At 61.8% G+C, this 13,247-nt stretch carries 14 protein-coding genes; 4 read left to right on the top strand and 10 right to left on the bottom strand.

All coding sequences use genetic code 11. The annotated features are described in order from the left end of the window. Positions 1 to 116: 116 nt before the first annotated feature. From ACMO9O_RS03285 to ACMO9O_RS03265, 5 genes are all read right to left on the bottom strand, one after another. A complete protein-coding gene (locus ACMO9O_RS03285; protein ID WP_418982192.1) occupies positions 117 to 653 on the bottom strand; it encodes an OmpH family outer membrane protein in 537 nt (178 codons plus the stop codon). 36 nt (positions 654 to 689) lie between these two features. Further along, a complete protein-coding gene (locus ACMO9O_RS03280) occupies positions 690 to 1,196 on the bottom strand; it encodes an OmpH family outer membrane protein (RefSeq protein ID WP_418982191.1) in 507 nt (168 codons plus the stop codon). A gap of 452 nt (positions 1,197 to 1,648) precedes the next feature. Then, positions 1,649 to 4,186, bottom strand: a complete 2,538-nt coding sequence (bamA, locus tag ACMO9O_RS03275) for an outer membrane protein assembly factor BamA (RefSeq protein WP_418982190.1) — start codon at positions 4,184 to 4,186, stop codon at positions 1,649 to 1,651. 25 nt (positions 4,187 to 4,211) lie between these two features. Continuing rightward, the gene (locus tag ACMO9O_RS03270) at positions 4,212 to 4,925 is read right to left on the bottom strand and encodes an isoprenyl transferase (RefSeq protein ID WP_418982189.1); all 714 of its coding nucleotides are present in this window, start codon (positions 4,923 to 4,925) and stop codon (positions 4,212 to 4,214) included. Between the two features lie 79 nt (positions 4,926 to 5,004). Continuing rightward, positions 5,005 to 5,883 carry an NAD(+)/NADH kinase gene (locus tag ACMO9O_RS03265; RefSeq protein WP_418982188.1) on the bottom strand — a complete coding sequence of 293 codons (879 nt, stop codon included), beginning with the start codon at positions 5,881 to 5,883 and terminating at the stop codon, positions 5,005 to 5,007. A 173-nt stretch (positions 5,884 to 6,056) separates the two neighbouring features. On the opposite strand from ACMO9O_RS03265, the gene ACMO9O_RS03260 reads away from it, so the two are divergent. Genes ACMO9O_RS03260 through ACMO9O_RS03250 form a run of 3 tightly spaced genes read left to right on the top strand, consistent with a single transcriptional unit; the run spans position 6,057 to position 8,842 of the window. Further along, on the top strand, positions 6,057 to 6,773 hold the full coding sequence (locus ACMO9O_RS03260) for a pyridoxine 5'-phosphate synthase (protein ID WP_418982187.1): 717 nt from the start codon (positions 6,057 to 6,059) through the stop codon (positions 6,771 to 6,773). A 14-nt stretch (positions 6,774 to 6,787) separates the two neighbouring features. Next, positions 6,788 to 7,441, top strand: coding sequence for a GDSL-type esterase/lipase family protein (locus tag ACMO9O_RS03255; protein WP_418982186.1), 654 nt, complete (start codon positions 6,788 to 6,790; stop codon positions 7,439 to 7,441). 3 nt (positions 7,442 to 7,444) lie between these two features. Beyond that, the gene (locus ACMO9O_RS03250) at positions 7,445 to 8,842 is read left to right on the top strand and encodes a CCA tRNA nucleotidyltransferase (protein ID WP_418982185.1); all 1,398 of its coding nucleotides are present in this window, start codon (positions 7,445 to 7,447) and stop codon (positions 8,840 to 8,842) included. Positions 8,843 to 8,888: 46 nt separating this feature from the next. Here ACMO9O_RS03250 and ACMO9O_RS03245 read toward each other — a convergent pair whose 3' ends face one another. Further along, positions 8,889 to 9,734: a hypothetical protein gene (locus tag ACMO9O_RS03245; protein ID WP_418982184.1), complete on the bottom strand. Its 846-nt coding sequence runs from the start codon at positions 9,732 to 9,734 to the stop codon at positions 8,889 to 8,891. 104 nt (positions 9,735 to 9,838) lie between these two features. Next, complete coding sequence (locus ACMO9O_RS03240) at positions 9,839 to 10,783, bottom strand: DMT family transporter (protein ID WP_418982183.1); 945 nt, start codon at positions 10,781 to 10,783, stop codon at positions 9,839 to 9,841. A 64-nt stretch (positions 10,784 to 10,847) separates the two neighbouring features. Here ACMO9O_RS03240 and ACMO9O_RS03235 point away from each other — a divergent pair, with 64 nt between their 5' ends. Continuing rightward, entirely contained in the window at positions 10,848 to 11,828 is a 981-nt protein-coding gene (locus ACMO9O_RS03235; protein ID WP_418982182.1) for a DMT family transporter, read from the top strand. Here ACMO9O_RS03235 and ACMO9O_RS03230 read toward each other — a convergent pair. From ACMO9O_RS03230 to ACMO9O_RS03220, 3 genes are read right to left on the bottom strand one after another with little or no spacing between them, the layout of a single operon-like run. Next, positions 11,749 to 12,144 (bottom strand): acyl-CoA thioesterase, encoded by a 396-nt coding sequence (locus ACMO9O_RS03230; protein ID WP_418982181.1) that lies wholly within the window; start codon positions 12,142 to 12,144, stop codon positions 11,749 to 11,751. The two genes, ACMO9O_RS03235 and ACMO9O_RS03230, sit on opposite strands and share 80 nt — an antisense overlap. 1 nt (position 12,145) lies before the next feature. Beyond that, complete coding sequence (locus tag ACMO9O_RS03225) at positions 12,146 to 12,724, bottom strand: L-threonylcarbamoyladenylate synthase (RefSeq protein WP_418982180.1); 579 nt, start codon at positions 12,722 to 12,724, stop codon at positions 12,146 to 12,148. A 2-nt stretch (positions 12,725 to 12,726) separates the two neighbouring features. Beyond that, positions 12,727 to 13,104: a VOC family protein gene (locus tag ACMO9O_RS03220; RefSeq protein WP_418982179.1), complete on the bottom strand. Its 378-nt coding sequence runs from the start codon at positions 13,102 to 13,104 to the stop codon at positions 12,727 to 12,729. Positions 13,105 to 13,247 lie beyond the last annotated feature (143 nt).

The raw sequence follows: 13,247 nt of genomic DNA, 5'->3' as shown, positions 1-13,247 counted from the left end.
CGGTTCGAAAAACCGACTTTCGGAATACTCGCCGCCCCTGTTCGGACGACCGAAAACGAAAAACCTGCCGGTTCCGAGCGGAACCGGCAGGCGATCGCGTCCGACGCTGCGGAGCGTTATTTGGCGGCCGGGGCGGGAGCGTCCGTGATGCCCAGCTCCTTCTTCACCTCGGGGGCGATATCGGTCAGCGTAGCCTCGTCGTAGTAGGCCAGCGAACCGGTCGACGTGTCGAAAACGGCCATGTAGCCTCCGGCTGCCGCAACCTTGTCGATAGCGTTCTTGGCCTTCTCGATGATCGGGGCCAGCAGCTCGTTCTGCTTCTTCTGCGAATCCTGCTGCGCAACCTGCTCGAACTCCTCGCGGCGGCCCTGCAAGGCCTGCAACTCCTTCTGCTTCACGTCGCGGATGGCCTCCGAATAGGTGTTGAAATTCTTCTGGAACTCCTGCAGCTTGTTGCTGAACTCCACGTTGAGGGATTCCAGCTGGTCCTGCAGCTCTTTGATGTAGGACTCCATGGTGGTCTGCATCTCCTTCGTCTCGGGCATCGCCACGATGATCTCCTGGGTGTTGATGCGTCCGAACTTCTGGGCGAAGAGCGACGATGCGCTCAGCATGAGTACAACCGCAAGGGTTAGTTTGATTGCTTTTTTCATAAAATTGTGTTAGTTAATATTTTGATGTTGTCTCATTCACCTTTTCAACTGCTCGATCACTTGCTGCGTGCGCTCCACCGCGGGGTTGCTGTAGAGGAGCGTGGGGTTGTTGGCCGAGTCGAGCACCAGATCGGCGCCCGCCTGTTTGGCGTACGCCTCGATGGCGGCGAAGACCCGCTTCTGGATGGGCTGGATCAGCTCCAGCCGCTTCTTCATCAGCGCGCCGTCGGTTCCGAACAGGCTCTCCTGGAACTGCTGGGCCTCCTTCTCCTTCTCGAGGATCGCGTCTTCGCGGGCCTGACGGGCCGATGCCGAAAGCTGCGCCTTCTGATTGACGTAGTTGTTGTAGAGCAGCTCCACGCCCGCGAACTTGCCGTCGACCTGCGACTGGTATTGCTTGGCCAGTTCGTCCAGATCGGAGATGGCCTGGTTGTAGGCTTCGATGGATTTGAAGATTTTCTCGCTGTTGACCACGATGTAGTTCTGTGCCGCGATTGTCGATGCGGTCAGAAGCAGCGCTGCCAGTAAAATCAGACGTTTCATAATCTTTGCGATTTAAGTTATCCGCGCCGACGGAGCCGGACGCATTTGTAAATATAACTTTTTTCTTCCAAATTTATTGCCATCCTGCCTTATTTCAACCGCTTTCGGCCGATTTACGCGTTTAATTTTTTCCGTGGAGGGCTTTTCCTTTTTCGGCCCCACCCTCAAGGAGGATTATTTGTATCGGTCCCTTTCCACGCATGTAATTTCAGCCTCTCCCCTCCGGCAGGAAATTTTCCCGGCGAAGTCCCCCTTACCAGTAGGGGATTTAGGGGGATTGTCTGTTCTGGGTTTCGCCGGACCGCAACGGTCGGCAGCGAAAAATCCGCTTGTCGAAATTGTCCCTTCCGGGACAGCAGTTTTAGCTTTTTCTCTCCTAAGTCCCCCTTACCAAAGGGGGATTTAGGGGGATTATAAACATCGTCCCAATGGGACATCAATTTTAGCAAAAGCTAAAATTGTTGTCCCATGACGAAGTGGAACTGACTGCCGCTCTTGGTAGTCGATCCGGCCGGGGGATCGAAGCCGTAGCCCCAGTCGATGCCCAGCATGCCGACCACCGGCAGGTAGAGCCTAACGCCGAAACCGGCCGATCGCTTGATGCGGAACGGCGAGAAAGTCTTCCACGATTCGAACGCGTTGCCGCCCTCGAGGAATCCCAGCACGTAGATCTGCGACGAGGGTTTGAGGATGATCGGGTAGCGCAGCTCGGCCGTGTATTTGTTGTAGGCGCAGGCGTAGTTGTTCGAAACCGGATCGAGCGCGCCGTCCTCGTAACCGCGCATCGAGATGATGTCGATACCGTATATATTATAGCCCGTCATGCCGTCGCCGCCGACTTCGAAGCGCTCGAACGGCGAGACCTTATGCTTGTTGTAGCTGCCCAGGAATCCCATCTCGGCCTTGACCATCAGCACCAGGTTCGAGTTGCGCGTGAGCGCCTGGAACCACTGCGCCTTGAACTGCCACTTGTGGAACTCGATCCAGCGGTAGCGCTCCTGTTCGCTCATCGACTGGTCGCTGTAATCCTTGCCGTCCCAGAGCGAGTAGGGAAGCGTGGCCTGCACCGAGGCGCTGAACTCCGAACCGCGGCGCGGGTAGATCGGCTGATCGACCGAGTTGCGGGCGAAGACGAGTTTGAGCGACAGCAGGTTGGCCGATCCGTTGGTCATCACGAACGAATACCAGTCCTTGAGCGAATAGCGCTCGTAGCTCGCCTCGGCGTAGAACGTGAAGTAGGGGTCGGGCCAGTTGAGACGCTTGCCCAGACCGGCCGAGACGCCGTAGGTGCGGAAATACTGCGTGCTCTTCTGCCAGACGTAGTAGGCGTTGTTCTGTTCGGAGAAGTGCGCCCCGAGGGTGAACGAATTGGGCTTGCGGCCGCCCAGCCACGGGTCGGTGAAGCTGAAGGCGAACGCCTTGTAGTACGTACCGTTGGTCTGCGCCGAGAGCGACAGCCGCTGGTTCTGTCCCATCGGGTAGGGCCGCCAGGCGCCCTTCTTGAACATGTTCTTGATCGAGAGGTTGTTGAGCGTGATGCCCACCGAACCCACGAATGTGCCCGATCCCCAGCCGCCGGCGACGTTGAACTGGTCGGAAGCCTGCTCCTCGAGCGGCCAGTTGACGTTGACCAGCTCGTTCGAGACGGGTTTGATGTCGGGCATGATGGCTTCGGGGTTGAAGTGGCCCATCGAGCCGAGCGTGCGGATGGTCTGCATCAGCAGCGAACGGTTGTACAGCTCGCCCGGCCGCGTGTACAATTCGCGGCGGATCACCTCGTCGTCGACGCGCTGGTTGCCCGTGATGCCCACCTCGTTGATGGTGAACTGCTTGCCCTCGAATATCTTGACCTCGATGTCGATCGAGTCGGGACCGATGATCGTCTCGGCGGGTTCGATCTGCGACATGAGGTAACCCTCGTTCTGGTAGAGCGACGAGACGGACATGGCCTCGGGGTCGGTCTCCTTGCCGATTCCCAGCCGCTTGTGCATCGACTTCTTGTCGTAGGTGTCGCCCGTCTTGACGGCGAACATGCGTTGCAGCTCCTCGGTGTCGTAGACCGAGTTGCCCACCCAGGAGACGTTGCGGATGTAGTATTTGTTGCCCTCCGAGAGGTCGATGTCGATACCGATGCGCTTCTCGCTGATCGGGTAGATCGAGTCGCGCACCACGGTGGCGTTGCGGTAGCCGCGCGAGTTGTAGAAGTCGATCAGCAGCTCCTTGTCGTCCTCGTAGTCGCTCTCGTTGAGCTTGGCCCCGCGGAGGAAGTTGATCGATTTCTGGTGGGTCTTCTTGAAGGTGCGGCGCAGCCGGCGGTCGTTGAACTGCTCGTTGCCCGTGAAGTTGATCTTTCCGATCTTGACCTTGTCCTTCTTGTCGATCAGGAACGTGACGATCACCGCCTGTCCGGGGTTGATCGTGTCGTTGTCGATGCGCACGTCGACCTCGGCGTTGCGGAAACCCTTCTCGGCCCAGTAGGCCTTGATGAGCTTCTTGTTCTTGTCGATCACGTAGTCGGAAAGCTCGCTGCCGCGGCGCAGCTTCAGCTTTTCGAGCAGGTCCTTCTTCTTGCCGCGCGAAATGCCCTCGAACTCCCAACCATAGACGCGCGGGCGCTCCTTGAGCAGCAGGTGCAGGTCGATGCTGTCGCCGTCGATCTCAGCGCCGATCTTCACGTCCGAGAAGACGCGCTGGCTCCACAGACGGGTGATGGCGTTGGGGATGAAGTCGCTCGGCAGATAGACCGAGTCGCCCTCGATCAGCCCCGCCGACGACTTGAGGATGTCGGGGTTGAGGTACTGCACGCCGTGAACGTCGATGCGGCGGATGTGGTAGAGCTTCTGCGCTCCCTGATGCCGCATCATCGGAGCCTCTTCCGGAAAGACGGTCGTGGCCGTCGTGTCCGAAGGGACCGGCTCCTGGGCGAATATATTCGGGCTGCAGAGCAGAAAGGCAGCTGCGGCCGTGAATAGCTTACCGAAATAATTCATCTATTCAATTTAATCTTAACTTCATTTATTTTACCAGTCCGAAACGCCGCTCGCGCCGTGCGTATTCGTCCAAAGCGCGGTCGAACTCCTCCTCCGTGAAATCGGGCCAGAGCACCTCGGGGAAGTAGAGTTCGGCGTAGGAGGCCTGCCAGAGCAGAAAGTTGCTCAGCCGGCGCTCGCCGCTCGTGCGCACGATCAGGTCGGGATCGGGGACCCGGGCCGTGTCGAGGGCGCGGTCGATGGTCTCTTCGGTGATCCCGCCGGCCGCCAGCTCGCCCGCCTCGACGCGCTCCGCGATGCGCCGCACGGCGCGGGTTATCTCGCTGCGCGAGGAGTAGTTGAGCGCCAGGATCAGCGTCAGCGTCGCGCCTCCGGCGGTCCGCCGCTCCACCTCTTCGAGGTAGCGCTGCACCTTCTCCGAAAAGCGGCTCCGGTCGCCGATCATGCGCACTTCGACCCCCTGCCGGATCAGCTCCGGCGTCTCGTTCACCACACTTTGGCAGAAAAGCTCCATCAGGGCGTCGACCTCCTTTTCGGGCCGGCCCCAGTTTTCGGTGGAGAACGCGTAGAGCGTCAGGTACTTCACACCCCGCCTGGCAGCGGCACGCAACGAAGCGCGCACGGGTTCGACACCCGCGGCGTGTCCTTCGTAACGCTCCCTGCCGCGCTGCTCGGCCCAACGGCCGTTGCCGTCCATGATGATGGCGACGTGTTGCGGTATGCGAGTCGGATCGCTCATATAGGGCACAAATATAGGGAATAAAAATGAAATACGGTTATTTGTCGGATAACTTTACGCGCGAAATGCTCCGGAGGTTTCAACTGCGGATGTCGATCCCCCACATCATTTTATTCCGTAACGTGTCGTAGAAGGAGATATTGTGCGGTACGGCCAAAAAAATCGGTCGATCAGCGCGTTTGACGGTGAACGCCGCGCCCGTTTCGATGGGGTAGGTGCGGTTGTCGAGTGTGACGAAAGCGTCGGCGCGGCGGGCGTGGACGTGCAGCGTGATGACCGACGAATCGGGGATGACCACGGGGCGCATCGTCAGGTTGTGCGGGGCCAGCGGCGAGAGGACCAGACAGGCGCAGGTCGGAGCCACCACGGGGCCGCCCGCGCTGAGCGAGTAGGCGGTCGAACCGGTCGGCGTCGAGACGATCACCCCGTCGCCGTGGTAGGTGGCCACCATCTGCCGGTCGACGTAGGTCTCGACCGAGATCATCCCCGCTCCGTGGCGCTCGATGGTAAATTCGTTGAGAGCCACCAGCGAATCGGGCTGCTCGGCGAAGTCGCCCTCGACGCGGATCATCGTCCGCGGCTCGGTGGCTATGTTTCCGGCGGCGATTTCGCCGAAGATCAGGTCGAGTCCCGCGCTGGGGGCGGTGGTCAGAAAACCCAGGTGTCCGGCGTTGATGCCCATCACGGGGATCGCCGCGCCGCGCAGCCGGTGCACCCCTTCGAGCAGCGTGCCGTCGCCGCCGTAGCAGACCATCACCGCATCGGCGGGCTGGGGACCGACCTCTTCGGCGTAGGTCTTCTCGTCCGGCACGGCGATGCCGGCCGCCTCGCGCACGAAAGCGGCGAACTCTGCATTGACGGCGTAGTCGAACCCGAAGCGGGCGATGGCGTCGAACAGCTGGACGATCTCCTCGGCGGTGTGGTCGAGCTGCCTGCGGGAAAAAAGTATGATCTTCATCGGCGGAGTTTCGAAAAAATAAGTAACTTTACCACGCCAAGCCGGACCGCCGCTGCGGCGGCCACGGCCTCCGTTCCGGCACGCGGTATGTATTTCTTTTGCGGCTGCGGCTAATGGGCCGTGCGGATGCAGGCGGCCTGGCGCGCAGCGTTTCGGACAAAGATAGCGAAATTATGACAAAACTGAGCGTTAACATCAATAAGATTGCCGTGGTGCGCAATTCGCGCGGCGGCAACCGGCCCGACGTGGTCCGTGCGGCCCTCGATATCGAAGGTTTCGGCGCGGACGGCATCACGGTCCATCCCCGTCCCGACGCGCGGCATATTCGTTACGACGACGTGCGGGCGCTCAAAAGTGTCCTCCGCACGGAGTTCAACATCGAGGGAAACCCGATCGAGAGTTTCGTCGATCTGGTGCTGGAGGTCGTTCCCGCGCAGGTGACGCTGGTCCCCGACGCACCCGATGCCATCACCTCCGATGCGGGCTGGAACACGCTCGCCCACCGCGAATTTCTTACCGGCATTACGGCCCGCTTCCATGAGCGGGGCATCCGCGTGTCGGTCTTCGTCGACCCCGTGCCGGAGCTGATCGCTGGGGCGAAGGCGTGCGGGGCGGACCGCGTGGAACTCTACACGGAGGGATACGCCCGGCAGTACGCCGCAGGACCCGAAAAAGCGCTTGCGCCCTACCTGGCCGCCGCCGAGGAGGCCCGCCGGCAGGGATTGGGGCTGAACGCCGGACACGACCTGAGTCTGGAGAACCTGCGCTATTTCGTGGAGCGCATCCCGTGGACCGACGAGGTGTCGATCGGCCATGCGCTGATCTGCGACGCGCTCTATTACGGACTGGAAAACACGGTGCAGCTCTACCGCCGCGAACTCAACTTCTAAATTTTCTGCATACGATGAAACGAATCATTCTGCTGGCCGCAGCGCTTCTGGCGGGGGCCTCCGTCTTTGCCCAAAGCGCTTATAACTTCCAGAAACGAAGCCTTTTCGAGGCCCTTCCCATCCACTCGAACGACATCGTTTTTCTGGGTAACAGCATCACCGACGGCTGCGAGTGGGCCGAACTGTTCAACAACCGCCACATCAAGAACCGCGGCATCAGCGCCGACCGGTCGGGCTGGCTGCTCGACCGGCTCGACCCGATCGTGAACGGCCATCCCAAGAAACTCTTCCTGCTGATCGGCACGAACGACCTGGCGGCCGGCATCACCCCCGAAGAGGTGGAGGCCAACGTGGAAAAACTGCTCGACCGCTTCCAGGCCGAATCGCCCTGGACGAAGATCTACGTGCAGAGCATCTTCCCGGTCAACGGCGAGGATACGGAGGCCAAACACAAGAAACACTGGGACAAAGGCGCCGAGATCGTCGAGACCAACCGCCTGCTCGAGGCGCTGTGCGTCGATCGCAAGAACGTGACCTATGTCGACGTCTACTCCGTGCTGGTCGACGACCGGGGGCTGCTCGACCGGCGCTATACCAACGACGGACTGCACCTGCTGGCTCCGGGCTACCTGGCCTGGAAGACGGTCATCGAGAAATACGTGAAGTAGCGCGTGCCGCTCTCCGACCCCATATTCCGCCGAATCTCGCGCCTGGCCGCCGGGCAGGGCGTCGAAGCCTACGTGGTGGGCGGCTACGTCCGCGACTACTACCTGCGCCGTCCCTCGACCGACATCGACGTGGTGGTGGTGGGCAGCGGCGTGGCGCTGGCCGAAGCGCTGGCCCGCGAACTGCATACGAAGCTCTCGGTGTTCAAGACCTTCGGCACGGCCATGCTGCGTGCGAGAGGCGTGGAGATCGAGTTCGTGGGGGCGCGCCGGGAGTCCTACGCGCACGACTCGCGCAAACCGCAGGTCGAGGCGGGGACGCTCGAGGACGACCAGCTGCGGCGCGACTTTACGATCAACGCGCTGGCGTGGTCGCTCGATGAGGACCGCTTCGGCGAACTGGTCGATCCGTTCGACGGCATGTACGACCTGGAGCAGGGAATCATCCGCACGCCGTGCGACCCGGACGTCACCTTTTCGGACGATCCGCTGCGCATGATGCGCGCCGTGCGCTTCGCCGCGCAGCTGGGCTTCACCATCGAGGAGCGCACGTTCGACGCGATCGTCCGCAACGCCGCGCGCATCCGCATCGTCTCGCGCGAGCGCATCGCCGCCGAGCTGAACAAGATCGTCCTCTCGCCCGTGCCCTCGATGGGCTTCGAACTGCTCGAACTGACGGGGCTGCTGCGGCTGATCTTTCCCGAACTGCATGCGCTGAAGGGGGTCGAGAAGCGGGGCCGGTACGCCCATAAGGACAATTTCATCCATACGCTCAAGGTCGTGGACAACGTGGCCCGCCGCTCGGACGATCTCTGGCTGCGCTGGGCCGCCGTGCTGCACGACATCGCCAAGCCGCTCACCAAGGCGTACGATCCGAAGGTCGGCTGGACGTTTCACGGCCACGAGGTGCTCGGCTCGAAGATGGTTCCGGCGCTCTTCCGCCAGCTGAAACTGCCGCTGAACGAGCACATGAAGTTCGTGCAGAAGCTCGTCTTTCTCCACCTGCGGCCCATCATCCTCTCGGAGGACCTGGTGACCGATTCGGCCGTGCGGCGGCTACTGTTCGAGGCAGGCGACGACGTGGAGGCGCTCATGACGCTCTGCGAGGCCGACATCACCTCGGGCATCGACGCCAAGGTCCAGCGCTACCTGGCCAATTTCGAGCTGGTGCGCCGCAAGATGAAAGACCTGGAGGAGCGCGACCGCATCCGCAACTTCCAGCCGCCGGTAACGGGCGAACTGATCATGCAGACCTACGGGATCGGTCCCTGCCGGGTGATCGGCGAGATCAAGGAGCGGATCAAGAATGCGATCCTCGACGGAGAAATACCCAACGACTACGCCGCGGCCTACGCCCTGATGGAGCGCGAGGCTGCCGAGCGGGGGTTGGTCAAAAAGGGGTGACGCGCCCCGGATTGGGAACGAACGGGTCGGCCTTCGGGACGGCCCGTTATTTCTTGCCGGAATCGCTTCCGCTCCCTGCCGTGCCCGCCCGATACTTTCTGTCGACGGTAAAACCGTGCGAAGAGGAGAGGTCGATCTTCAGCCGATGCGTGTGTGCGGCTCCGTAAACCACGGCGATCTTCGGATGCGAACTCCGCATCAGACGCCTGAGCAGGTAGTCGTTCCGGTCTCCCTGCAGAAAATGGTAGGTGTCCGGCTTTTCGTTCTCTTCCGGCAGCTCGTAATCGGGATCGTCGAGCGCAATGGCGAAATCGGGAGCGGTCAGCGGCACGGGACCGTAACGCTTCTCGTAGAGCCTCACCAGATCCTGCAAAGGGTAGTCGACCCAAATATCCCGTTCCGTAGTCAGCCCCAGCAGTTCGGCGCTCTGGATAACTCCTCCCCGCTGTTCGCGTTTGTTGCGGAAATCCGACCGAATGTCCGTGCCGAGGATGCGGCGGCATTTGCGCCATAGCATATCGACCCGCAGCGAATCCTCCCCGGTGAGCAACGTGCGCTCTTTCAGGGCGATCACTTCTGCGTAACTTAGTTCGCCGAGCGTATCGATCGGAAAAGGGGCGGCGAAGAGACTCTCGAAAAAGGTGACGAAGCCGTCGGCTTTCAGGCGGTCCAGGTAATCTCGGACCCGGGCATATTGTTCCTCCGAAGCGATGTGGATCATCGGAACCAGGATGATCTCCCGTCCGGTCGTGTCCGTCAGCCGGGTGACGTTTTTGAGCATGTGGCCCGCAAAATATTCGCTTCCGCGCCGGGCGCCGCTTCCGTGCAAAACGCCGGAACAGGCGCTGACAAGCAGCGGAAGAAACAGGACGGCGAAGAGTTTTCTTTTCATGGGTCGTTGGTGTTTTGCATCCGGGGCGCGAATCGGCGGATCGCTTCCCGCGGGGAGAGGTACAGCCGGAAAGGGCGGGACGATTCCCAGGGGCGGCAGGGCGATCACTTTCCGGTTCGGGGACCCTGCCGTTCCGCCTCCAGCTGGGCGCGCGACTTGGATTTGGTGACCAGCCACACACCCGCGAAGACCGCCAGCGCGGCCATCCCCTTGGTTGCGCCGAACGTGTCCAGCCCGATGGCGACGGTGAAGAGCACCGCCACGACGGGCTGCACGTAGTTGTAGATCGCCACCAGCGTCGGACGCAGGTAGCGCTGGCCGACGGGGACCATCAGGTACGAAAGGAACGTTGCTCCGGCCACCACGTAGGCAATTCCGGCCCACGTGCGCGGGGCCAGCGACGCGTAGTCGACCGCGGTGAGCGGCTGCCAGTAGATTGCCAGTGCGGCCACGGCGGCGAAGAGGAACATCCACTTCATCGTCGTTACGGGAGAATACTTCACGATCACGTCGCGGAACGCCGTGAGGTAGATGGCGTAGCTGACCGTACTCACCAGACAGAGCAAATCCCCGCTCAGGCTCGACGTCTGCCCTGCGCCGTGCCGGCTGACCAGCACGAGCAGCAGCGCCCCTGCCGCGCCCAGCATCACGCCGCCCGCCTTGAGCGAGGTGATGGGTTCCTTGAGGAAGAACATGGCCAGCACCATCGTCAGGATGGGGACCACCGTGGCGATGATCGACGTATCGATGGGCGAGGTAAGCGACAGTCCCCACAGGAAGAGCATCTGGTTGAGCTGGATGCCGAACACCGAAGCGAACAGCAGGCGGAGAATGTCGCGCCGTGCGACCCGCTCGCGGGGCAGCAGCAGCGAGACGGTCCAGAACAGCAGGCACGCCCCGACCATGCGGTAGACGCTCAGCGCAAAGGGGCTGACCCCCTCGGGGTGCGCCTCGGACCAGAGCACGCTCTTGCAGATCGGGGCGTTGAGGCCCCAGACGATGTTGGCGACCCACAGGGCCGCGTGTCCTTTGAGTTTTCCCTTGTCCATAGGCTTGTCCGGCGGGGCAAATATAGCGCAAAAAGTGGTGCGAAAGTTGCCCGAACCCGATTTTGTGACGAAAACGCGCTATCATTACGACCTGGTCTTTGCCAACCTTTTCTTCGGAGCGAACTTTTCGTTCTACGTCTCCCTCACGCGCAACTGGCTCGACTATCGGCAGATTTTCATGCTTCAGGTGCTTTCGGCGGCCGTTTTCTTCATCCCCTTCGCGCTCTTTTCGCGCCAGTCGTACCGCATCGCATGGTGCGATGCGGGCAACATTCTCGTCGTGGCGCTGCTGGTCGTCTACGGCTGGATGTACATGCTCGTGTGGGGATCGTCGCTCACCTCGCCCATCGACGCGTCGGTCATCTCGACGCTCGGCCCGGCCTTCACGCTCATCACCGACCACGTCATGCACCCCCACCGCTATGTCCGCATCCGCGTGGTTGGGGTTGTCTTTGCGCTGGCGGGGGCCGGGGTGCTGTTGTTCGGAGAGGGGTTTACGCTCACGCACGGCAGCCGCGCGTGGGGCAACGCACTGGTGCTGGCGGCCGTGGTGGCCATTGCGGTCAATACGGTGATTATCAAGCCGCAGCTGGAGCGGCTCGGAACGCTGGTGGTCATGGGGTGGTACTCCATCATCGGGCTGGCGATCACCGCGCCGTTCTTCTGGAAATACATCGCCGACGCGGCGTTGCTGCGCCTGCCGCAGCAAGCGCTGGCCGAACTGGCCTACATCCTGATTCTGGGAACCGTGCTGCCGATGTATCTGCTCTACCGCGGCACGGAGAAACTCACCTCGGTGCATACGGCGCTCTACCGCTATATCCAGCCCTTTGCGGCGGGTATTCTGGCCGTGGTGCGCGGACAGGCCCATTTCGATACGCAGAACGTCGTCTCCACCATCCTCATCTTCGCGGGGATCGTACTGGTGGTCATCGGCTATAATTCGCGGCAGCGCACGCCGCCGCTCAGTCGGCCAGCAGCCGTGCGCGCCACGCCGCGGGAACCGGGGCGCTCCGCTGGGTCGGGAAGTCGAAGACGACCATGACCGAGCGGCTTTCGCTGCATACGCGGCCCGCGGCGAGCAGCTGCTGGAAGAGCGTCAGGCTCGTCGTGCCGACCTTTTCGCAGGTGGTGGTCACGGTCACCGGATCGTGCATGCGCACCTGCGCCAGGTAGGAGGTCGCGGTCGAGACCGTCACGATCCGAAGGTCGCCCAGCAGCACCTCGTCGCCCAGCACGCGCTGGTAGAAGTCGACCTTGCCCACGTCGAAATACATCTGCTGCGAGACGTTGTTGACGTGCTGGAAGGGGTCCACGTCGGAGAAGCGCTTCTGAATGGGGGTTTCGGTCGTGCGGGCCATCTCAGTCGCGGATGACTTTGACCTCGCCGCCCTCGCCGAAGGCGACGATCGACGACGCCTTGCGCGTGGGTTTGCCCTCGAAGCGGGGATCGACCACGCGGTCCACCCCCTCGACGATCTCGCGCGCAACGTCCTGCAGGCCGACCGGCGTCGCCTCGCCCGTGATGTTGGCCGAGGTCGAGACGATCGGACGGCCCAGCCCGCGCAGCATCCGCTGGCAAAATTCGTGGTCGGGAACCCGCACGCCGAGCGTGCCCTCCTCGGGGATGAGGTTTTCGGCCAGGCCGCCCGCGCCGGGCAGGATCAGCGTCAGCGGCGAGGTGGCCAGCGACATCACCTCGAAGGCAATCCCCGGCGCCTTGTTCACGTAGCGCACGACCATGTCGGCCGAGGAGCACAACACGAGCATCGACTTCTTGTTCTGGCTGCGTTTGAGGCGGTAGATGCGCTCCACGGCCTCGGCGCTGGTGGCGTCGCACCCCAATCCCCACACCGTGTCGGTGGGGTAGAGGATGATGCCGCCTTCGCGCAGGATGCGAACGCACGCGTCCGCTTCCCGCTGGATTTCGGTCTCTTTCATGATTATTTGACGGGCAGCACCTCGATCCAGTAGTCGTCCGGATCGGCGATGAAGTAAAGCCCCATTTCGTGGTTTTCGTAGCAGATGCACCCCATCTGCCGGTGGTATTCGCGCACGGCGTCGTAGTCGCCCACGCGGACGCAGAGGTGGCTTTCGTTCTCGCCCAGTTCGTAGGGGGTTGCAGCGTGGTCCCTGAGCCAGGTCAGTTCGAGGCGGAATCCCGTTTCGCCGTCTCCCAGATAGGCGAGGATGTAGCGGCCGTCGGCGGCCTCCTTGCGCTTGATCTCCTTCAGACCCAGCGCCCGGTCGTAAAATGCGAGGCTGCGGTCGAGGTCCTGAACGTTGATGTTGAAGTGATCGAATCGGCTTTTGATCTGCATGGCTTGCGAGTTTAATCCGCGACAAAATTACACAAATATCGTGAAAAACAGCCGCTGCGCCCAAATAACCTGCTGCGGTGCGGGATGCCGGGCATGAGTTCTCGCCGGCCGTTTTTGCACCGCCGGTGCGGAAAGCGCGTCGC

The sequence above is a fragment of the Alistipes sp. genome (assembly GCF_048465635.1).
Classification (GTDB): domain Bacteria; phylum Bacteroidota; class Bacteroidia; order Bacteroidales; family Rikenellaceae; genus Alistipes.
Note: the sequence above shows the minus strand (reverse complement) of the source record. Positions and strands in the feature narration are given on the sequence as shown.